This is a genomic window from Lysinibacillus sp. NPDC093712, assembly GCF_050280025.1.
In the GTDB taxonomy this organism is placed as follows: Bacteria; Bacillota; Bacilli; order Bacillales_A; family Planococcaceae; genus Lysinibacillus.
Genome location: NZ_JBNNUU010000001.1, coordinates 1,149,152 through 1,170,183, shown reverse-complemented (window position 1 = coordinate 1,170,183; position 21,032 = coordinate 1,149,152). Strand labels below are relative to the sequence as shown.

Below are 21,032 nucleotides of genomic sequence, written 5' to 3'. Positions count from 1 at the left end.
AACGTAAGTATTTCATAGCATGGTGAAACTTGCTAAAAATTATAGCAAAAAAACCTCAGTTTAACGTAAACTACTTTTCTGTTGGAGAAGCTAGCAGATGTTGGGAAGATTTTTAATAGAAACGTACTTTACGATAGGTTGCAGAGAGGAGAGATTGCAAAATGAAAAAAACACTTACTGCAATTTGTGCAACATTTCTTTTAGCAGCTCCAATTCAGTTGGCTTCTGCTGCTTCTAATACTACAGAGGGGAACACAGCAAATCAGACTACAAACTGCAAAGTTTACTATTATAATAATTGGTCAAATCACAAGTGGGATGTAACTAAACCACATACGACAACACCATCTAAAGATACTCAAACAAATCAACAAACAAATCAACAAAATAATACAACAACGACACCACCGACTACTTCTACACCGACGACAACAACATCGGATGTGAATGCTTTTGAACAAGAGGTAGTAAAATTAACGAATGCTGAGCGTACAAAAGCTGGTTTAAAAGCATTACAAACAGATGATAAATTAATGGCGGCTGCTCGAGAAAAATCTCAAGATATGCAATCGAAAAAGTATTTCTCACATACGAGCCCAACTTTCGGTTCACCATTTGATCGTATGAAAGCTTTAGGTATTACTTATAAGAGTGCTGGCGAAAATATCGCTCAAGGTCAACGTACACCTCAAGAGGTAGTACAAGCTTGGATGGATTCACCAGGTCACCGCGCTAATATTTTAAATGCTAATTACACACATATTGGTGTTGGTTATGTGAAGTCTGGAAACTACTGGACACAACAATTTATTCAAAAATAATAATGTGAATGTTTACTAGAAACAACGAAAATATAGGATGTCCAATAAGTCTATAAGACTTATTTGGGCGTCTTTTTATTTTGAAAAGAACAGATACTGAACAATTGAAAAGAGAGCATAGCAGTTTGAGAAAAGCCTTTTTTGCCTATACTTCTAAGTATAGGAGGCGTTTTATGGAAAAAGTGGAATTAATGATGAAAAGCTTACAAAAAGCATTTAATCATTCATCTGATTTTACAGTGAGACAAGTAGACTGGCGAGAAGGAACGTCTGCTATTTTATGCTTTTATTCCTCGCTCGTAGATGCAAAAGAAGTGCAAAGAGTACTCGATACTATTTATGCACGTTTAGATACAAACAAGCCCTTTTGGAGTGAAACGTTAATAACCACACTTGAGCCATTTTCTCTACCACTAGCAATTGAGCACATTTGTAATGGCGAAACACTAATTGTTATACCTGAAACTGGTGAAATGCTTTCTCTTACTGTTGTGAACCAGATACAACGAAACCCTGACGAGCCAAATAATGAGCATGTTCTCCGAGGATCACATGAGGGGCTTGTTGAAAGCCTCGAAACAAATCTAGCATTATTACGGAAACGAATTCATAATCCAGCGCTTGTAGTTAAATCTTTTTCAATCGGTAAAGAGACAAATACGAAAGCGTATTACTTATATATTGATGGGGTCATAAAGCCTGAAACTTTGAATGAGATTGAAAAACGTATTGATGCCATTAACATTGAATATTTTTATAGTGTTGGCCAATTAAGTGATGAGTTAGAGGATTCTGTTTGGTCGCATTTTCCACAATTGCTAAATACGGAGAGACCTGATCGCGTTGTAGCTAATTTAGTAGAAGGTAAAGTCGTATTGTTAACGAATATATCCCCAACTGCCTTAATAGCACCTGTAACGTTTTTTTCCTTTTATCAATCGCCTGACGATTATAATGGTCGTGTGTTGGTTGGTTCCTTTTATCGAATAGTCCGGTTAATGTCTTTTCTTGCAGCTGTTTTCTTACCTGCTTTTTATATTGCTATTATTAGTTTTCACTTTGAAGTACTTCCTTTAGAGTTGAGTAATCAAGTAAAGAGTGACGTAAATGAAATACCTTATCGACCGTTAATAGAGGCTCTTATTTTAGAAATTATTATGGAGCTCATTCGAGAATCCAGTATACGATTGCCACAATCAGTAGGTCAGACGATAGGCATCGTGGGAGGATTAGTAATAGGGGATGCTATTGTAAGTGCTGGCTTAGTATCAAATTTAATGGTGATAGTAGTCGCTTTAACTGCAATTTCAAGCTATGTAGTGCCTTCCGTAGAGCTAAATACATCAATTCGTATGCTTCGATTTCCATTTATGTTGCTCGCCTCATTATTTGGTTTTTTCGGTATTGTCATTGGCGTTGTTGTGTTATTGATTCACTTGATTAATTTAAGTTCTTTAAAACAACCATACTTTTCACCAATTGTGCCATTTCAGCCAAAGGAATTATACAAAGTGTTTGTACGAGGACCGTATTTCAAACCAACTGTCCAAGTCACAACTTTTAGTCCACCGAAGGATAACAGTGTAAAGAATGGTGATACACCTTGAATTTTTCCCTATCTAAAGGACAATTTTTTTTACTATTATTTTTTATTGAAACAGGAATTATATATATATCTTTTCAAACGCCATTAATTAGTGAAAGTAGAAATATGGCTTGGGTGCTATTTATCGTAGCAGCAATATGGCATTATTTTTTATTAATCTTTTTTGAACGTTATTATCGTTATTTTTATTTGAATACATTTTTTCAATGGATATATAAAATTTACTGGTTTTTAATGATCGCGTCATTTATAGCCTATATGGAATTTGTATTAGCTTCATGGGTTTTACCTCAAACACCCGAATGGATTGTCATCTTTTTTATTGTGGCACTTTCGTTATATGCCAATTTAAGTCGACCAGAAACAGTAATTAATATTGGTGTGATGCTTATTCCACTCGTATTTATTTTTATCATTTTTTTAATGCTAGCGGTACCAGATCTCACTTGGACAAACTTATTTCCACTTGATTTTACAAATAAAAAAGAAATTATTCAGGGCTTTATTCATGGTGCATTTGCATTTATGGGCGCAGAAATGTTTTTAATATTTCGTCCCTTTTTACAAAAGGAGTTAACTTTAAAGGGCAAGCCGATATTCATATATCAGCTTGTAATTTTTGTATTTTATTTAATCTCAGTGCTTTTTTCTCAAATGTTTTTTACTATTGAGGAAATTAAACTAGTACCAGAGCCGATCATTTATATTTTAAAATCGCAAGAAGTGACATTTGTGAAGCGACTTGATATTTTCTTTGTGTATATTTGGTTATCTTGGTCAATCGTTACTGTAATGATTGTGAATTTTACCTTTAGAGTCATTCATTTTGTAAAAGAAAGAAACCGACCTAAGTTGCAAATTATTGTTTATCATGTGTTGCTAGCGATTGTCCCGCTTTTTTTTGTTAAATTTAGAGTGATTGAATTTATGAAAAGTTCCTTCTATTATATATTTTTAATTTTCACTTTTCTTTTGCCTATACTCATTATTTTTTGGAATAAATGGAGGGGGAAAGAGTGCATCGAAAAGGGATAATATTACTGTTGATTGTATTCCTCGCTGGTTGTTGGGATGAACGGTTATATAAAAACTCATCAGTTGTGTCACTCGTTGGAGTTGAAGGGAAAGTGGGTGAATATAAAGGATATTATGCTTACCCTAAGTTAATCGATAATAAAAGCAAAATAATGGTAATAGAAGCGGAAGGTATTTCTCCACGCGATATCCGAAATAAAGCGGACATGAAAGTGGAACAAACATTAGATTTGTCTGAATTAGCGACACTCCTCATTTCAAGTGATACTGTAAATGAACCTCTTTATGACATTTTAGATATTTATTTTCGTGATCCTCAAAATCCGATATCTATTAAAGTTGCGTTGACTGAAGGGGATGTAAAGCCTTTTATTGAGCTAACAAAGGAAGTAACAGACAATGCAGGGGGGTACTATCAGCGCTTTATTGAAAGTGCTGAGAAAAATACAATTTACCCCAAACTTGATTTACAAATGATTGGCTCGACGCTGTTTGATGATGCAATAGATATTTCAATTCCCTATATAAAAATGAACGAAGAAAAAAATATAGCAGATGCAGCAGGGGTTGCTTTGTTTTCTGGTCAGGTATTTACAGGGGAAATCTTAAATCCTAAACAATCGTTAAGTATGCTTTTATTAATGGATGAAGCAAGTCAACATGCACGTATTGAATATATGATGAATTTAAATGATAAGGAAATACCTGTCACTTCAGAGGTCATTCATTTAAAAAGAAAGTGGACAATCAACGAAGACATGAAAAAAATAATGATGGACTATGAAATCGATTTAGAAATTGATGAGTTTTCAAAGGATCATTTGTATAAGAAAGAAACATTGCAAACGCTAGAGGATAATTTCCAACAAAGAATTCAAGCTGACTTTGAGGAAGTGCTTCAAATACTACAAGAACAGAAGTCAGATACTTTAGGGATAGGTCGATATATTCGTGCCTATCATCCAAAAATGTTTAAGAACGACTGGCACGAGCTATTTGCTTCACTTACATTAGAGCCAAAAGTGAAAGTTTCGATTATTCGGACAGGGATTCTCCGATAGTAAGGACTTTAGTTTTTTGAGACAGAAAACAACGCAAAAATGTTCATATTCAACATTTTTGCGTTGTATTTATCGTAAAACGAATCTTTTTTGTACGAGCAGTAGGCGTATTAATAATGTAATAGCTCCAGCAGATAGACCAGCTACAAGCCCAAGCCAATATCCAACTGGCCCGAAGTCAGTATAGTTAGCTAGTAAATAACCTGTAGGTAATCCGATAATCCAATAGGAAATAATTGCCATAATGAATGTTATTGTGACATCTTTGTATCCTCTTAAAGCTCCTTGTACTGGAGCCTGAATAGAATCTGATAGCTGGAAAATGGCAGCAAATACTAAAAATTGTTGTGCATACTTTAAAACTAACTGATCCGTTGAATACAATGTCGCGATTTGTTCGCGTAGTAAGTAAAGAATACAAGCTGAAAAAAAGCTAAATACAATGGCGGTCCCAACGCATAAATAACTATAAATTTTTGCATCTTCTTGTCGACCAGCGCCAATTTCGAAACCTACTAAAATCGTAACACCCATTGAAATACTAAGAGGAACCATATATAACAACGATGTAAAGTTAATTGCTATTTGATGTGCAGCAATAATTTCAGTACTAAAGCTACTCATCATCATCGTTACGGCAGAAAATATACTTGTTTCCGCAAATAAGGAGATGCCGATTGGCACACCAATAACTAAAATCTCTTTCCAACTTAGCCATTCCAGCTTAGGCCATTCTCGGAATATATGAAAGTGTTCAAAAGGCACCCGCTTGGCTACTATCCAAACGGTAATAAAGAAAATTAACCAGTAAGTAATAGCGGTAGCAACACCGGCACCAATACCACCAAGCTCCGGCGCACCGAACTTGCCGAAAATGAAAATGTAATTTAATAAAATATTAATAGGTGTTGCAAGTAGCGTTATAATCATTGTTACACGTGTTTGACCTAACGCATCGATAAAGCATCGTAGGACAAAAAATAAAAAAAGTGGTATAAGTCCAACGCACATTGCATGAATATAGGATTTGGCAATGTTATGTACTGCTTCTTCTAATTGCATATTTCCAAGTATCCAATCGAGTCCGACAAATAATAAAATAAATATTATGGCAGAAAGAACAAGAGCCACATATAAGCCTTGCTGAACAGCCTTTTTTGCAGCATGTTCTTTCTTTGCTCCAACGAGTTGGGACACAATCGGCGTTATCGCTAATAGAATACCAGAAAGTCCCGTATAAATAGGCATCCAAATGGATGAGCCTATTGAAACCCCAGCTAAATCGGCTGTTCCGTAGCGGCTAGACATTAAAATATCGAAAAAAGAGATAAGATAAATAGCTACTTGGGTGACTAAAATCGGCACAATGATTTTTAAAATTAAAGCATACTTTTGTTTTAACGTTTTAGTTTTATCCATAGTGAGTAACTTCCTTTATAAGCATAATGAATTAGTATAGCATAGAGTAGACATAATATGACTGAAAAATTAAAAGCTTCATCTATATCTTTTCTTTCGCATATAGTAAAATAAGAGACTGTAAACAAAAAGTAGCGGTTGGCTACAATGGCTTTTAAGGAATAGGAGAATTTACGTGAAACAACTAACAATCATTTTAACCGGTGGTGGGACAGCAGGCCATGTATCACTTAACCAAGCGATATTACCTTCTTTACTTGAACTAGGTTATGATGTCCACTATATTGGTTCAGAGCAAGGTATTGAAAAAGAATTAATAGGCGAGGCATTTCCTAAAGTCCCTTTCTATGGGATAGCAAGCGGGAAATTGCGTCGTTATTTCTCTATGAAAAACTTTACAGATCCTTTTAAAGTACTTGCTGGAATCATGCAAGCGTTTAGTATTATAAAAAAAGTGAAGCCAGAGGTCATCTTTTCAAAAGGTGGTTTTGTCTCTGTACCTGTAGTTATGGCAGCTAAATTGGCTGGTGTACCAGTCGTTATACATGAATCCGATGTTACGCCTGGCTTGGCAAATAAAATTGCCCTACCTTTTGCTTCTCATATCTTCACTATTTTTGAAGAAACGCTGCAGCATTTACCAAATGAAAAAGCAACATGTACTGGTTCCATTATTCGTGAAGAATTATTTAACGGTTACAAAGCAAAAGGTCTTTCGTTCTGTGGTTTTACAGCAGCTAAACCCGTTCTTTTAGTTATGGGTGGAAGCCTTGGCTCTGTAGTGTTAAATGACGCATTACGCCATAATCTACCTGAGTTACTTCAAACATTCCAAGTCATTCATTTATGTGGAAAAGGGAATAAAGATGAAAGCTTAGAGTCAATGCCTGGCTACAAACAATTTGACTACGTGACAACTGAATTACCTGATTTGCTGCATGCAGCCGATTTTGTCGTTTCACGTGCAGGATCTAATTCTATTTTTGAATTTTTAGCACTTCATAAACCAATGTTATTAATTCCTCTTTCTGCACAAAAAAGTCGTGGCGATCAAATTTTAAATGCAAACTTATTCAAAAAACAAGGATATGCTGAAGTTTTGCAAGAAGAGGAACTAACGAAGGATTCTTTCATAAAATCAGTATATACATTAACAGAGCGAAAATCCGAAATGACAGCTACGATGGAAAAAACCCAAAGACCGAAAACGCCAGATGAAATGGCGAAGTTAATAGTACAATATAAAAAATAAAAAGCAATGTGTGCTGTTATGATAAACAGTACACATTGCTTTTTTGATTGTTTCTATTACATTGCTTGTTCTTCGCCTTCTTGTGTTTGATTGGCAGTTGTCAGATAGAACAAGTCACGTGGAATTTTATATAAATTGAATTGTGCCTCGCCACTATTAACTTGTGCTAATAATGTAGGGTGACTATCATTTGCACTAACAACATAAGGTAACTTTAATGCGGCACGTTGTGATTTAATATTTTCTACTCGAATACGAAGGAAAACCGTATTGAAATTATAATCAAAAAATAATTCATTTAAAAAAAGCATTTTTGCCTTTTGGTTGTAACCTTGCCCTTGATAGGGGAGTCCTATCCACGTTCCGAGGAAGCCCGCACCGTCCTCAACATCATGAATGCTAATGGTGCCGATTGGTTGCCCCCAATCGTCGGTAATTGTCCTTGAGATAGCGAGCCCTCTCGCTTCTTCTTCGATTAGTTGCTTGGTCATAAACCAGTATTCATCCGCCGATTTGGCTTTTTGACGGACGAAGGGAAAAACAGATGGATGCGATAATAGCTCATAAAGCTCTGTACATTCATGTAGGTCTCGATGTTTAAGCATACGAAACGCCTCCTTTACAAGGGTAGTCAAAACAATTCCGTTAAAGCATAAAGAATAAAACTAAAATTCGTACTGGAATTAAAAACCCAAAGAACTAGACGTTATAACTATGATATCCATAATCTCCCGCAGTCTTACTGATTTTGCGACCATACCGAAAAATGGCTAGTTTTATTGATATAATATAACAAGTCTACTGCTTGGTGCAATCAATTTGCTCTTTTAAACAAAAATTAAGTTTAATTGTCAGTTAATTCAGAATAATAGAGAAAAAACACCATTTGCTTTCTTATGTTATATATGGATAAAAAGTCTATTATAGTATTATATTACATCAAAATGGCGAAAATGGTATTACCTTAGTATCGTTTTCTTGATTTTTTAGTAAAATATCATCAAATTTTTCTCCAAAAAGGATAGAATCTTTCTTAATTCAAGAAAGTTAAACGAATGTAAATATGGTATAATATTAGTGTAATTTTTATGTTATAAATAAATACCATTTATAACGAATTTATATATATGTGACTTTATAATGGAGAGTGACATTATGGAATATCTTTTAAGCGAAAAACTTTTCAATCAACTATTTATTGGAGAAGATTTCGTCTATTTAATGAAAAAAGTAGGAGACGATTATCAATATGTTCGCTTAAATCAGGCTGCCCAAGTTCTGGTGTCTACTAATGCCCTTGGGAAAATGCTGTCAGCTGTTACTTCTCGTCGGAATTTTGTCATTATTCAAGAAAATTATCACCGAGCTATTGAACAGCATCAACAAATCGATTATGTGGATTATGCTTATGTTAAATCAGAAGTTAGAAAATATGAGACCTCTGTCCGGCCGATAAAAGACGGGGATGATTATTATATTTTAGCTATTACAAAAGAAATCTTATATGACAGAAGTATTGAAGATAAATTTTTATTTATGCGATCAATGTTTGATCATGCTTATTTTTCAACAGTCATTTTATCTGCAGAAGGTACTATATATGAAGTAAATACAAGCTTCATAGAAGATTTTAATTTAGATAATGAGATGGTGAAACATCAGCCATTCATTGACTTACCTATTATCCCTCATGAGGAAATTGAGAAAATACAAATCTATTTACAAAGGGCTGCAATGGGCGAAAATATTGGTGAAAAGCTGATTAAGCTTCATACATTGGATAAACAGGAGCGCATGTATTTAGTATCATTGTCACCAGTAATGCAAGGTGATAATTCCTTTGCTATTTTTCTTATCATGCAAGATTTTACACAATTTACAGAGCAAAAGGCAGAGTTGCGTTCAAAAACCCATGGTCTTGAAGTATTTAAGGCGGCTTTAAATTTCGCAACTTCTATTGCTATTTTAGATAACGAAGGCACGATTATGGAAGTGAATGATTTATTTTTAAATGCTTCGGGATTTACAGCTGAAGAGCTAATTGGTCAACCTTATAATCTTATCGAGCCACGTAATAATAAAAAAGGAGTTTTTCAAACAATCAACGAATCCCTTGTATTAGGGGAGGTTTGGAGAGGGGAGCTGTGCTATCGCACCAAATATCATGCAGACTATTGGGTAGAGGCAGCCATTGTGCCATTGAAAAATGAATTTGGCAAAGTGGAACAATATTTATCCATTAACTATGATATTACGGACAAGAAGAGAATGTTAACGGAATTGAAAAATATTGAGCGTACTTTCCGTTTAATTACTGAAAATACAAATGATTTAATTGTCATCATCAATGAGGATGGCATTATTATTTATGCTTCACCGTCTTATAGGATGTATTTAGGTTATGAGATTGTTGAATTACAGGGACAGTTTTACAATAGTATAATCGAGGAGCAAAGTAAGCCAGCGTGGCAAGCGTTTCTAAATGATTTTACAGCAAAGTCGGACACACAGTTTGAACTTTTGCTTAAGTCAAAGGATGGTACGCCTGTTTGGACTGAAGGAAATGTAACGGTAGTGCATGATACAGAACGCGAAACGATTTCCCAAATAATAATGGTTTCACGTGAAATTACTCATCGAAAAGAACGAGAAAATGATTTGCTATATCTAGCCTATCACGATAGCCTAACGCAGTTACCGAATCGAAGGTTTTTATTGAAAGAATTCCCTAAACTACTTTCGGACGCACATGCAAAAGACACTTGTATTGCAATGCTTTATATTGATGGAGATGACTTTAAGGATGTAAATGATCGATATGGGCATGATATGGGTGATGATTTTATCCGAAATTTCGGTAATGTGCTTATAACATCTATACGTAGTCATGATTTAGTCATCCGAATGGGCGGAGATGAATTTATCATTATTTTAACAGGTTTAACGCGGAATCCAGAAGAGAGACAAGTTCAGATAATGCATATTATTCACCGTATTCGCAATGAATTGAAAAATGGATGGACTATAGAAAAGTATTTCTTTGCACCTACTGCATCTATTGGGATTGCTTATTTTCCTGACCATGCAACAACTCTTGAGTCGCTAATGGAACTAGCAGACCAAGCTTTATATAAAGCGAAGGAATGCGGAAAAAATAATTTATTTATTACTGGACCACTTTAAAAAAAGTCTGTACAAACGAGTATTTACTTGTGGTACAGGCTTTTTAATTGATGTTATGCTAGTACTATAATAAAGATGATGTTTATATTTTGAAATTAGAAGGTGATCAGATGCCTAAAAAAATACTTTTAGTAGAAGATGAGAAGCATATTGCCCGATTTGTAGAACTAGAGTTACAACATGAGGGCTATAACGTAAACGTTGCCTTTGATGGGCGAGAAGGGCTAGCATTTGCCACAACTGAAAATTATGATGTGCTATTACTCGATGTTATGCTACCTGGTATTAACGGAATTGAAATTTGTCGTAGGGTACGTACACAATCTCAGGTACCCATTATTTTACTTACCGCTAGAGACGCAGTAATGGATAGAGTTGCTGGTTTAGATGCTGGGGCTGATGATTACATAGTGAAGCCATTTGCAATCGAAGAATTGCTTGCACGTATACGAACTATTTTGCGCCGTGTAGAGCCTAACGAAAAAATAGGAGGGGACACACTTCAATTTCGAGATATTGAAATTGACATTGATGCATATGAGGTATTGGTTCAGGGTAAAAAACTTGAACTGACTAAAACCGAATACGATTTGTTAAAGCTATTAATGGAACAAAAAAATCGTGTATGTACACGAGAGCTAATTCTAACTTCTGTTTGGGGATATGATGCAGATATCGAGACAAATGTCGTTGATGTATATATTCGCCATTTACGGACAAAACTACCCGGTGATTCAAATGCCTATATTGAGACTGTTCGTGGAGTAGGATACGTGATGCGCGAATGAAAAAAATAAAAGAATACTTAAGTAATCTATCATTACAAAGAAAGTGGATGTTAACATCTAGTGCAGTTATTTTTATAAGCTATGCGATTATTTGTATAGTCGTATATGTATCACTGCATACTTGGCTTTTAAATGATGAAGGAAGTAAAGTGAAACGAACAAGAGATGATGTCGTTTCATTCCTAGAGTCACAAGGGCCAAACATTTCGATACAACAACTTCAGCAAAATACGGGATTATTAAAATCAATAGTCGATCGTGACCAAACTGTCCGACTATTTAATAATGATGGTATTGAAATTTTACGTATTAATAATGCCTCACAAGCTGCACCGCTTTCTTCTATAGGGTCAATTGTCCAGACGACCATTGACAAAAAAGATGCGTATGTTGTGAACGAACCGTTACAACTTGGTTTTTTTCAAGTATATATACAAGTGATACATCCATTAACACGATTTGAATCATTAATGCGTTATTTGTTGACTGCTATGCTTATTGCAGGAGTTGGCGCATTATTACTTTCAGGTTCAATTGGGTATTATTTAGCAAATTATTTAACGAAGCCACTTCATGCATTACGTGCATCAATGAAAACAGTAATGGATCAAGGTTTTAATGAACCAATTCAGCTATCCTATACATCAAATGATGAAATTGGCGATTTGTTAAAAATGTACAATGCAATGATGAATGAACTGCAAATATCATTTGCTCAACAGCAACAATTTGTCGCAGATGCTTCCCATGAATTACGGACACCGATTCAGGCGATAGAGGGACATCTCTCATTATTGAAACGCTGGGGCAAAGACGATCCTGCTATTCTAGAAGAGTCTATAGACACATCACTAACGGAAATTACACGAATGCGTAAAATGATTGAAGAGTTACTGGAGCTTGCACGACGGGAAGAAAAAGATGAGATGAGTGAAGCGAATCCAATAGATGTAATTGAAAGTGTGATAGAAGAAATGGTGCTATTATACCCAACAGCAAAAATAAAGTTGTCGAAAAATGGTGAAATAGGGGCGGTGTTTATAACATCTAATGCACTTAGTCAAATAGTTCGCAACATAGTAGAAAATGCGATTCGTTATTGTGAAAAAGTTCCGGAAGTAAATATTTCCCTTTCGATACAGGAAGATGAAATGCAAATTCAAATCGCTGATAACGGTATTGGTATAGCTGAAAATAATTTGCCATATATTTTTGATCGTTTTTATCGTGTTGATGAGGCAAGAAATCGCCAAATTGGCGGTACAGGCTTAGGTCTCAGTATCTCTAAAATGTTACTTGAAAAATACAACGCTTCGGTAGAAGTCAAGAGTGAAGAAAATGTTGGAACCGTTTTCTTGTTGAGGATACCGCTAAAATATTAAAGAAAATGCGCGGTTTATTTAAGTTTTTTAGCCTTCGGGAAAAAAATTGCTTAATTTGCTAAAAAGTGTTGTATTTTTTGTGAAGAGTAGTAAGATTGAGATGGAAAAAACGTTCTTTAAAATATGGATAACTTGTGTCAAACATCCTTTAAAAGAACGGGATAATATTATATAATTAATTGTAATTTAATTAATGGAACTGCCGATAGGCAAAATTTGGAGGTCATTTTTCATGTCGAACAACGTTACAACTGTAAGTTCTCCATGGTCAGCTTTCTCTGGTCCTAACCTAGGATATGTGATGGAGCAATACGACTTATTCTTACAGTCTCCTGAAGAAGTGGAACCGGAGTTAGTATCATTATTCCAACAATTTGGTGCACCAGTAGAAGTAGAAGGTGAAGTAGCTGTAGTAAGTGGTTCAGCAGCTCCTGCTGGCGATTATAAAAAGGTATTGGCAGCTGTTAAATTAGCTGATGTAATTCGTTCTAAAGGGCATTTAGCTGCCGATATTTATCCTTTAAAAAATCGTGCACTTCAAACAGCACAAATTGAAGAAAGTGCGTTCAACTTAAGTCCTGCGGATTTAGCAGAAATACCTGCTGCTATCTTCTTCAAAGATGTGCCAGCGGGCGTGAAAAATGGTAAGGATGCTATTGACTATTTGAAATCTGTCTATACAGATAAAGTAGCTTTTGAATATGAGCATGTTGTGGCAACTGAAGAACGTGAATGGATTCAAGCACAAATCGAATCTGGTTCTTTAAAACAAGCACTAACTTCAGATGAGAAAAAAGCGTTATTAGATCGTTTAACACGTGTTGAAAACTTTGAAAAATTTATTCACAAAACATTTGTTGGTCAAAAACGTTTCTCTGGAGAAGGTTTAGATACTCAAATTGTCCTTTTTGATGAAATTTTAAAAACAGTAGAAGCAAACAATGTTGAAAATGTTCGTATAGGAATGGCACACCGTGGTCGTCTAAATGTACTAACACATATTTTAAATAAACCATATGACATGATGTTCTCAGATTTTGCACATGTTTCAAACGATTTATTTATGCCAGAGCATGGTCGACTTGAAATTACAAAAGGTTGGACTGGCGACGTGAAATACCACATGGGTGCTTCATATACTCGTGAATCAGGCATGAACGTAAAACTAGCATATAACCCTTCTCACTTAGAAGTTGGAAACCCAGTTGTGCTAGGTTCTACTCGTGCAACACAAGATGATACATCAAAACCAGGGCAAGCTGTGCATAATCCGGCTAAAGGCTTAGGTATTCTTGTACATGGTGATGCGGCATTCCCTGGTCAAGGTATTGTTACAGAAGTGTTAAACTATTCGAAAACAGAAGGTTTCTCAACAGGTGGGACAATTCATATTATTGCCAATAACATGATTGGTTTCACTACAGAGCTTCAAGACTCACGTTCATCTGTCTATTCTTCTGACCCTGCAAAAGGTTATGAAGTACCAGTTGTTCATGTGAACGCAGACAGCCCAGAAGCTGTTTCTCAAGTAGGGCGTTTTGCAGCAAACTACCGACAAAAATTCGGTAAAGATATTGTTGTTGACTTAATTGGTTACCGTCGACATGGTCATAATGAAACAGATGACCCAACTGTAACAAATCCAGAAACATACAAACTTGTTGCGAAACATGAGACAATTCGTGCATTATACGGTGCGCAATTAGTAGCAGAAGGTTTAGTTACTGCTGATGAAGTTGCGGCACTTGATTCAGCTATTTATGCTGAGATGCAAGTTGCTTACGATCACGTAAAAGAAATGGCAGAAAAAGATGAACATAAACATTTAGAAATGCCAGAAGAATTGAAAATTAATTTCCCACAAGTCGAAACAGCAGTAGGTGCTGAGCGTTTAGAAACGATTAACGAAGAACTACTTGTGTTTGAACAAAACTTCGAGCCACAAAAGAAATTAGGCAAAATTTTAGAAAAACGTCGTGATGCATTTGCATCTGCAAAAATTGATTGGGGTCATGCTGAAACATTAGCATACGCAACAATTATTCAAGATGGCACTCCAGTACGATTTACTGGTCAAGATGCTCAACGTGGTACTTTCTCACAACGTCATTTAGTGTTACATGACAAAAATAATGGTAACGTATTTACACCACTTCACCACATTTCTGGTGCAAGCGCTTCATTTACAGTACACAACTCACCATTGACAGAAGCTGGGGTTGTTGGCTTTGAATACGGTTACAATTTAGAAAAAGGTAACGTACTTTCAGTATGGGAAGCGCAATTTGGTGACTTCGCGAACATGGCTCAAGTGATGTTTGATAACTTCATTTCAGGGGCACGCTCTAAGTGGGGTCAAAAATCTGGCTTCGTCATTCTTTTACCTCATGGTTATGAAGGGCAAGGTCCTGAACACTCTTCAAGCCGTATGGAGCGTTATTTACAAATGTCTGCTGAAAATAACTGGTTTGTTGCAAACTGCTCAAATGCAGGAAACTACTACCACTTATTGCGTCGTCAAGCAGCATTGTTAGAAACAGAAGGTGTGCGTCCGTTAGTCGTTGTATCACCAAAATCTTTACTTCGTCATCCATTAGCTGCAGCAAATGCTGAACAGTTAGCAAATGGCTCATTCCAAGAAGTAATAGAGCAACCAGGTTTAGGTTCAAAAACTAAATCTGTTGAACGAATTGTATTAGGTACTGGTAAAGTAATGATTGACTTAGCAGACCGCGTGAAAGATGGAGAAGGTTTCGATCACTTACACATTGTTCGTGTAGAGCAACTTTACCCATTCCCAACAGCGCAAGTTGCTGATATTATTGCTAAGTATCCTAACGCTAAAGAAATCGTATGGGTACAAGAAGAACCTAAAAACCAAGGTACTTGGAATTACGCATTGGAAACATTATATGAACTATCTGAAGGCAAAAAGCTTCGTTATGTAGGCCGTCCTGCAATGAGCTCAACTTCAGAAGGTGATGCAGATTCTCATAAAGCAGCTCAATCAGCTCTAATTGAAGAAGCAGTTGCTGAAACGGTAAAAGTAAACTAAAGATATTATTATTACTGGAAGCTGGGCTACATACCTAAGGCAGTAGCCCATTTATGTGCATGATACGCATGCACGTTAATCAAAGGAGGAAATGAAAGTGGCTGAAATTAAAGTCCCTGAATTAGCAGAATCGATTACAGAAGGTAGTATTGCACAGTGGGTTAAAAAAGTGGGAGACCGCGTGGAAAAAGGTGAATTCATCGTTGAGCTTGAAACAGATAAAGTAAATGCTGAAATCATTTCTGAAGAAGCTGGGGTGTTAACACAAATTTTAGCTGAAGAAGGCGATACTGTTCTTGTAGGTCAAGTAATCGCAGTGGTAGAAGCGGGCGAAGGGGCAGCACCTGCACCTGCAGCAGCAGCACCAGTTGCGGAAGCTCCAACACCAGCGGCTCCTCAAGCAGTAGCTGCACCAACACCAGCAGCACCAGTTGTGGAAGAAACTTCTGGCGAGCGTGTAATTGCATCTCCTGCAGCACGTAAACTTGCTCGTGAAAAAGGTATTGATCTTGCAGCTGTATCTCCAGTTGATCCACAAGGTCGCGTACGTGTACAAGACGTTGCAGCTCACGGTACAGCACCTGTAGCAGCACCTCAAGCAACACCAGCAGCTCCAAAAGCAGTAGTAGCTGTTGATGAGTCACGTGTTACAGTTGAAAAAATGAGCCGTCGTCGTCAAACAATTGCTAAACGTTTATTAGAAGTTAAGCAATCGACTGCTATGCTTACAACATTCAATGAAGTAGATATGACAAATGTTATGGCATTACGTTCTCGTAAAAAAGATCAATTCTTTGAGTCTACTGGCTCTAAGCTTGGTTTCATGTCATTCTTCACAAAAGCTGTAGTTGCGTCGCTTAAAAAATACCCTTATGTGAATGCTCAAATCGTTGGCGATGAAATTCACTTAAATAACTTCTTTGATATTGGTGTAGCTGTATCAACTGAAGAAGGTTTAGTAGTACCAGTTGTACGCGATGCTGACCGTAAAAACTTTGCTGAAATTGAAGATTCAATTGCAGACTTAGCTAAAAAAGCACGCGATAAAAAACTAGGTTTAGCTGATCTTCAAGGTGGTTCATTTACAATTACAAATGGCGGTGTATTCGGTTCATTAATGTCAACACCTATTATGAACGGCACACAAGCTGCTATTTTAGGAATGCACTCAATTAAAAAACGCCCTGTAGAAGTAAATGGCGAAGTAGAAATTCGTCCTATGATGTATTTAGCATTATCTTACGACCATCGTATTATCGATGGTAAAGATTCTGTAGGCTTCCTTAAAACTGTTAAAGAGTTACTTGAAAATCCAGAAGATTTATTATTAAATTCTTAATCCGATAAATTAAGTGTTCAAACCCTGCAAACTTAACTGTTTAGCAGGGTTTTTTCATTTTAGATTGATTTCCGCTATAATGGAATTTCCTTGATGGTCTAAATGGCCTTTATTTGACAGAAAAATCGATTCTTATGGTTTATAAATCTTGTTTTTTTATAATAAAAATTTGTGAAATGATGGCAAACATAGTTAATGTTATTCTACTTTATTTATGGATTTTAGAAGGATTATAGGTTAATTTTGTAATTAGTCAGAAAAATGATAAAATTATCTTGACGACTATGCTAGCTTTATAGTAATATTTATATATTAATTAAATAAACAAACCTCACTTTTGTTTTTTGTGAGGTAGAGGCGCGGTATTTATTAGTCCATTGCTGAGTTTAAGCAAGCGAAGACGTAATGGAGAAGGAAATATCGCCGAAGTATAAAAGGAGCTCGTACTTTTATGCTGGGTCTGCAGTGAATAAGTGCAGGACTGTCCTAGTAAATTAAATTCCAGTTTACTAGGTTGTGCTATCTCGGAAACATGGAAATTATAGTGAGGATTTGGGCAACTGTCAATAAAAGGTAAGACCTAAGTTCAAAACTTAGGTCTTTTTTTGTACAGTTGCTTTATTTTTTTTACAGAAAAGGGGAGTTTTAGATGAAAAGAAAATGGTTGTTATTTATGTTAACAGCAATGACAGCAATCGTGTTAGCGGCTTGTGGCTCTGGTGACAAGGATGAAAAGACAACAGGTGATGGTTCAAAGGAAGAAACTGGTGGAGAATTCCGCATTGGGATGGAAGCAGGTTATCCTCCTTTTAACTGGACTCAGCAAGATGATGCAAACGGAGCAGTAAAAATTGCCGATAATGCAGAGTATGCAGGCGGTTATGATGTACAAATGGCAAAAAAAATCGCTGAAGGTTTAGGTAAAAAATTAGTAGTTGTAAAAATGGAATGGGATGGTTTAGTACCTGCGCTTCAGTCAAAAAAAATCGATGCGATTGTAGCAGGAATGTCTCCAACAGAAGAACGTAAACAAACAATCGATTTCACTGAAAACTACTATACTTCTGATTTTGTAATGGTAATTAAAAAAGGTAGCAAGTATGAAAAGGCAAAATCAATTCAAGATTTCTCAGGTGCAAAAGTTACATCTCAGCTAAATACATCTAACTATAATGTTATCGATCAAATTAAAGGTGTAGAAAAGCAAACAGCGATGGAAAACTTCTCTGCAATGCGTGTAGCTCTAGAAGCTGGCAAAATTGATGGCTATGTAGCTGAACGTCCAGAAGGTATTTCGGCAGCAGCAGCTAATGACAAATTCACATTTGTATCTTTTGAAGAAGGATTTGATACAGATATTTCAAATACTTCAATTGCAGTTGGTTTACGTAAAGGTGATGCTAGTCTAGATAAAATCAATGAAATCTTAAAAGGTATTTCAGAAGATGATCGCCAAAAAATTATGGAAGAAGCTATTCTTCAACAACCTGCAGCTCAGTAATACAAAAAGAGATAGGGTTGTCCTTAACGAAAAAACAGCATACCGGCAATTTCAAGTATGCTGTTTTTTTCCAAGTGAAAATTCACCTACAAATTATGAAAAGAGAAGTTGATTTTTACTAATTGAAAGTCGTGACATTTTGCTAAAAGCGACTGGGACAGCCTTTATCATATTTAATTTGTTCAGAGAGGCAGTCATTCTGAATAAAGTCATGTCTAAGAAGTGTGTCACATATTTTGAATAAAGCAAATTAATTCAAATGAAGAGATGATTTCACAAAAGGCATAATTGATATAAAGCAACAACACGTTGTTAGGAGGAACATCATGAGTTTAGAATGGATCATTTCTATTATAGAAAACAACTGGCAAATGTTTTTACGAGGAGCGTATTATACGTTACTCATTTCAACAATCAGTACAATTATTGGTGCATTCATCGGATTTTTTATTGGGATTATGCATACCATTCCAGTTCGTAAAAAAAGTATAAAACATTATTTATTAAAATGTATTAATTTTATACTGACATGCTATGTTGAATTTTTCCGTGGTACACCAATGATTGTACAGGCAATGGTAGTATTTTACGGGCTAGATATTGCTTTTGGCATCGATATGCACTTTATTACAGCTGGTATTTTAGTCGTTTCACTGAATACTGGGGCATATATGGCGGAAATCGTACGCGGTGGGATTGTCTCAATCGATAAAGGGCAATACGAGGCTGCTTCTGCGATTGGCATGGGACATGTGCAAATTATGATGAATGTCGTTTTACCACAAGTTGCACGTAACATTTTACCAGCAACAGGTAACCAATTAATTATGAATATTAAAGATACTGCCGTTTTAAGTGTAATTGGTGTAACGGAATTATTTTTCCAAACGAAATCGATTTCGGGTAACAACTTCCGTTATTTCGAATCTTTCTTTGTCGCATGTGTGCTTTACTTCATTATGACATTTACGGCTTCAAGAATTTTGCTATATGTAGAAAAACGTCTTGACGGTCCGGATGCATATCAAAAAGAACTGAAAGAAATTGACTAGGGGGAACGAACAAATGGCAATCATTCATATAGAACATTTAAGTAAATCATTTGGTCGTAACCAAGTATTAAAAGATGTGAATTTTAAAGTAGAAAAAGGAGAGGTTGTATGTCTAATCGGTTCATCAGGATCCGGCAAGTCAACACTCCTTCGTTGCATTAATTTACTTGAAACACCAAATGGTGGGGAAATTATTTATAAAGGGGAAAATATTTTACACGCAAAACATAACGTTCAAGCTTATCGTACACATTTAGGAATGGTTTTCCAACAGTTTAATTTGTTTAACAATCATAATGTGCTAAAAAATTGTACAGTTGGACAGGTGAAAGTGTTAAAGCGATCAAAAGAAGAAGCTGAAAAAACAGCTTTAAAATATCTTAAAATCGTCGGGATGGATCAATATGTTAATGCAAAGCCTCGTCAACTTTCTGGTGGTCAAAAGCAACGTGTAGCCATTGCTCGTGCATTATCTATGAACCCAGATGTAATGCTTTTCGATGAGCCAACATCCGCGCTAGATCCAGAAATGGTTGGGGAAGTGTTAAAAGTAATGCGTGAGCTAGCAGATGCCGGAAATACGATGCTGATCGTTACACACGAAATGGAGTTTGCGAAGGAAGTTGCAGACCGTGTTGTGTTTATGGATAAAGGTGTAATTGTTGAGGAGGGGCCCCCTTCAAAGGTGCTAGTAGACCCGGAACACGAACGTACAAAAGAATTTTTAAAACGAACGCTGAAGTAAGTTTTATAGTATTTCAATTATTTTCATATGTTTGTATAAAATAATGCCTAAAAAAGTGAGTCCGAAGCGAAGGACTCACTTTTGCTTATCGTATCCGCACGCAGCGGAAGTCAACAGCTTTTGCAATCATGTTAATAAAATGGAATTTATTTATTGATATGTTCAGTTGATTGGAGCGGAGGGCGACGACTCCTGCGGGAACGCACAATACGTAAGACGCAACAATCCGCGCGCTAGCGAGGGTTGCGGCTTACGGTGTGCCCGCGGAAAGCGTCCGCACGTAGCGGAAATCAACGGCAATAGACAACTATACTTATTTTCTAGAATTCCATTCTGCATATAAAATGAAGCAAATGGCAAATACGACAGCGATGATAAAAAACCATTGTGGAACTCCACCGAAACTCATAACAACACCTCGAGTATAGATTTTATAGTATGAAATATGCAAACAATTCGTTATTAAGGACAAAATATAGACTTCTATAGTTTTTTCTCCACAAAAGAGCCAAAATCGTATAAAATAAACAATAGATGTTAGCTAATGGCTAGTAAAGAGAGGTAGAGAATTTATGTTACATTTAAAATGGAAAGATGCACCAACACTTCGTACAGTTACTTGCAAACATACGAACGCATCTAAATATTTAGTATCAAACGTATTAACAGTTGGGAAAGAATATGAAGTGAAAAATGAAACAGAAGAGTTCGTTTTCATTATTGACAACACTGGTAATATTGGTGGTTACTATAAAGAGTATTTCGCATAATAAGATAAAGGGGTGTCTCACAT

Annotated in this window: 16 protein-coding genes and 1 riboswitch; of the genes, 14 read left to right on the top strand and 2 right to left on the bottom strand. The window is 36.0% G+C overall.

Features of this window, described 5'->3' with window-relative positions:
- Positions 1 to 161: 161 nt before the first annotated feature.
- From ACQKNX_RS06080 to ACQKNX_RS06065, 4 genes are all read left to right on the top strand, one after another.
- Positions 162 to 821 (top strand): CAP domain-containing protein, encoded by a 660-nt coding sequence (locus ACQKNX_RS06080; protein ID WP_427428050.1) that lies wholly within the window; start codon positions 162 to 164, stop codon positions 819 to 821.
- 173 nt (positions 822 to 994) lie between these two features.
- A complete protein-coding gene (locus ACQKNX_RS06075; RefSeq protein ID WP_427428049.1) occupies positions 995 to 2,428 on the top strand; it encodes a spore germination protein in 1,434 nt (477 codons plus the stop codon).
- Positions 2,425 to 3,462: a GerAB/ArcD/ProY family transporter gene (locus tag ACQKNX_RS06070; RefSeq protein ID WP_427428048.1), complete on the top strand. Its 1,038-nt coding sequence runs from the start codon at positions 2,425 to 2,427 to the stop codon at positions 3,460 to 3,462. Before ACQKNX_RS06075 ends, ACQKNX_RS06070 begins: the two co-directional genes overlap by 4 nt.
- Positions 3,444 to 4,523, top strand: a complete 1,080-nt coding sequence (locus ACQKNX_RS06065) for a Ger(x)C family spore germination protein (protein ID WP_427428047.1) — start codon at positions 3,444 to 3,446, stop codon at positions 4,521 to 4,523. The genes ACQKNX_RS06070 and ACQKNX_RS06065 overlap by 19 nt, the downstream gene beginning before the upstream one ends.
- A gap of 69 nt (positions 4,524 to 4,592) precedes the next feature.
- On the opposite strand, the gene ACQKNX_RS06060 is transcribed toward ACQKNX_RS06065, so the two are convergent.
- A complete protein-coding gene (locus ACQKNX_RS06060; protein WP_427428046.1) occupies positions 4,593 to 5,942 on the bottom strand; it encodes an MATE family efflux transporter in 1,350 nt (449 codons plus the stop codon).
- A 175-nt stretch (positions 5,943 to 6,117) separates the two neighbouring features.
- Here ACQKNX_RS06060 and ACQKNX_RS06055 point away from each other — a divergent pair, with 175 nt between their 5' ends.
- Positions 6,118 to 7,194 carry an undecaprenyldiphospho-muramoylpentapeptide beta-N-acetylglucosaminyltransferase gene (locus tag ACQKNX_RS06055; RefSeq protein ID WP_427428045.1) on the top strand — a complete coding sequence of 359 codons (1,077 nt, stop codon included), beginning with the start codon at positions 6,118 to 6,120 and terminating at the stop codon, positions 7,192 to 7,194.
- 56 nt (positions 7,195 to 7,250) lie between these two features.
- Here the strand turns inward: ACQKNX_RS06055 and ACQKNX_RS06050 are convergent, their stop codons facing one another.
- On the bottom strand, positions 7,251 to 7,799 hold the full coding sequence (locus ACQKNX_RS06050) for a GNAT family N-acetyltransferase (protein ID WP_401011777.1): 549 nt from the start codon (positions 7,797 to 7,799) through the stop codon (positions 7,251 to 7,253).
- Between the two features lie 550 nt (positions 7,800 to 8,349).
- On the opposite strand from ACQKNX_RS06050, the gene ACQKNX_RS06045 reads away from it, so the two are divergent.
- From ACQKNX_RS06045 to ACQKNX_RS06005, 9 genes are all read left to right on the top strand, one after another.
- Positions 8,350 to 10,377 (top strand): diguanylate cyclase domain-containing protein, encoded by a 2,028-nt coding sequence (locus tag ACQKNX_RS06045; RefSeq protein ID WP_427428044.1) that lies wholly within the window; start codon positions 8,350 to 8,352, stop codon positions 10,375 to 10,377.
- 110 nt (positions 10,378 to 10,487) lie between these two features.
- Entirely contained in the window at positions 10,488 to 11,165 is a 678-nt protein-coding gene (locus tag ACQKNX_RS06040; RefSeq protein ID WP_427428043.1) for a response regulator transcription factor, read from the top strand.
- The gene (locus tag ACQKNX_RS06035; RefSeq protein ID WP_427428042.1) at positions 11,162 to 12,547 is read left to right on the top strand and encodes a sensor histidine kinase; all 1,386 of its coding nucleotides are present in this window, start codon (positions 11,162 to 11,164) and stop codon (positions 12,545 to 12,547) included. The genes ACQKNX_RS06040 and ACQKNX_RS06035 overlap by 4 nt, the downstream gene beginning before the upstream one ends.
- Before the next feature lie 232 nt (positions 12,548 to 12,779).
- On the top strand, positions 12,780 to 15,602 hold the full coding sequence (locus ACQKNX_RS06030; protein WP_427428041.1) for a 2-oxoglutarate dehydrogenase E1 component: 2,823 nt from the start codon (positions 12,780 to 12,782) through the stop codon (positions 15,600 to 15,602).
- Between the two features lie 97 nt (positions 15,603 to 15,699).
- Positions 15,700 to 16,941 (top strand): 2-oxoglutarate dehydrogenase complex dihydrolipoyllysine-residue succinyltransferase, encoded by a 1,242-nt coding sequence (odhB, locus tag ACQKNX_RS06025; protein WP_427428040.1) that lies wholly within the window; start codon positions 15,700 to 15,702, stop codon positions 16,939 to 16,941.
- A 344-nt stretch (positions 16,942 to 17,285) separates the two neighbouring features.
- A riboswitch (Lysine riboswitch) is annotated at positions 17,286 to 17,471 on the top strand.
- Between the two features lie 119 nt (positions 17,472 to 17,590).
- Positions 17,591 to 18,442: a transporter substrate-binding domain-containing protein gene (locus ACQKNX_RS06020; protein ID WP_427428039.1), complete on the top strand. Its 852-nt coding sequence runs from the start codon at positions 17,591 to 17,593 to the stop codon at positions 18,440 to 18,442.
- A 326-nt stretch (positions 18,443 to 18,768) separates the two neighbouring features.
- Positions 18,769 to 19,494, top strand: coding sequence for an amino acid ABC transporter permease (locus ACQKNX_RS06015; RefSeq protein ID WP_427428038.1), 726 nt, complete (start codon positions 18,769 to 18,771; stop codon positions 19,492 to 19,494).
- A gap of 13 nt (positions 19,495 to 19,507) precedes the next feature.
- Positions 19,508 to 20,239: an amino acid ABC transporter ATP-binding protein gene (locus ACQKNX_RS06010; RefSeq protein WP_427428037.1), complete on the top strand. Its 732-nt coding sequence runs from the start codon at positions 19,508 to 19,510 to the stop codon at positions 20,237 to 20,239.
- 572 nt (positions 20,240 to 20,811) lie between these two features.
- Positions 20,812 to 21,009: a DUF6501 family protein gene (locus ACQKNX_RS06005; protein ID WP_340824510.1), complete on the top strand. Its 198-nt coding sequence runs from the start codon at positions 20,812 to 20,814 to the stop codon at positions 21,007 to 21,009.
- The last annotated feature ends 23 nt before the right edge of the window (positions 21,010 to 21,032 follow it).

Excerpts from the sequence above, each read along its gene's own strand:
- ACQKNX_RS06080 (WP_427428050.1), top strand. The coding sequence starts at position 162 with ATGAAAAAAACACTTACTGCAATTTGTGCAACATTTCTTTTAGCAGCT.
- ACQKNX_RS06075 (WP_427428049.1), top strand. The coding sequence starts at position 995 with ATGGAAAAAGTGGAATTAATGATGAAAAGCTTACAAAAAGCATTTAAT.
- ACQKNX_RS06060 (WP_427428046.1), bottom strand. The coding sequence starts at position 5,942 with ATGGATAAAACTAAAACGTTAAAACAAAAGTATGCTTTAATTTTAAAA.
- ACQKNX_RS06050 (WP_401011777.1), bottom strand. The coding sequence starts at position 7,799 with ATGCTTAAACATCGAGACCTACATGAATGTACAGAGCTTTATGAGCTA.
- ACQKNX_RS06045 (WP_427428044.1), top strand. The coding sequence starts at position 8,350 with ATGGAATATCTTTTAAGCGAAAAACTTTTCAATCAACTATTTATTGGA.
- ACQKNX_RS06040 (WP_427428043.1), top strand. The coding sequence starts at position 10,488 with ATGCCTAAAAAAATACTTTTAGTAGAAGATGAGAAGCATATTGCCCGA.
- ACQKNX_RS06035 (WP_427428042.1), top strand. The coding sequence starts at position 11,162 with ATGAAAAAAATAAAAGAATACTTAAGTAATCTATCATTACAAAGAAAG.
- ACQKNX_RS06030 (WP_427428041.1), top strand. The coding sequence starts at position 12,780 with ATGTCGAACAACGTTACAACTGTAAGTTCTCCATGGTCAGCTTTCTCT.
- ACQKNX_RS06020 (WP_427428039.1), top strand. The coding sequence starts at position 17,591 with ATGAAAAGAAAATGGTTGTTATTTATGTTAACAGCAATGACAGCAATC.
- ACQKNX_RS06015 (WP_427428038.1), top strand. The coding sequence starts at position 18,769 with ATGAGTTTAGAATGGATCATTTCTATTATAGAAAACAACTGGCAAATG.
- ACQKNX_RS06010 (WP_427428037.1), top strand. The coding sequence starts at position 19,508 with ATGGCAATCATTCATATAGAACATTTAAGTAAATCATTTGGTCGTAAC.
- ACQKNX_RS06005 (WP_340824510.1), top strand. The coding sequence starts at position 20,812 with ATGTTACATTTAAAATGGAAAGATGCACCAACACTTCGTACAGTTACT.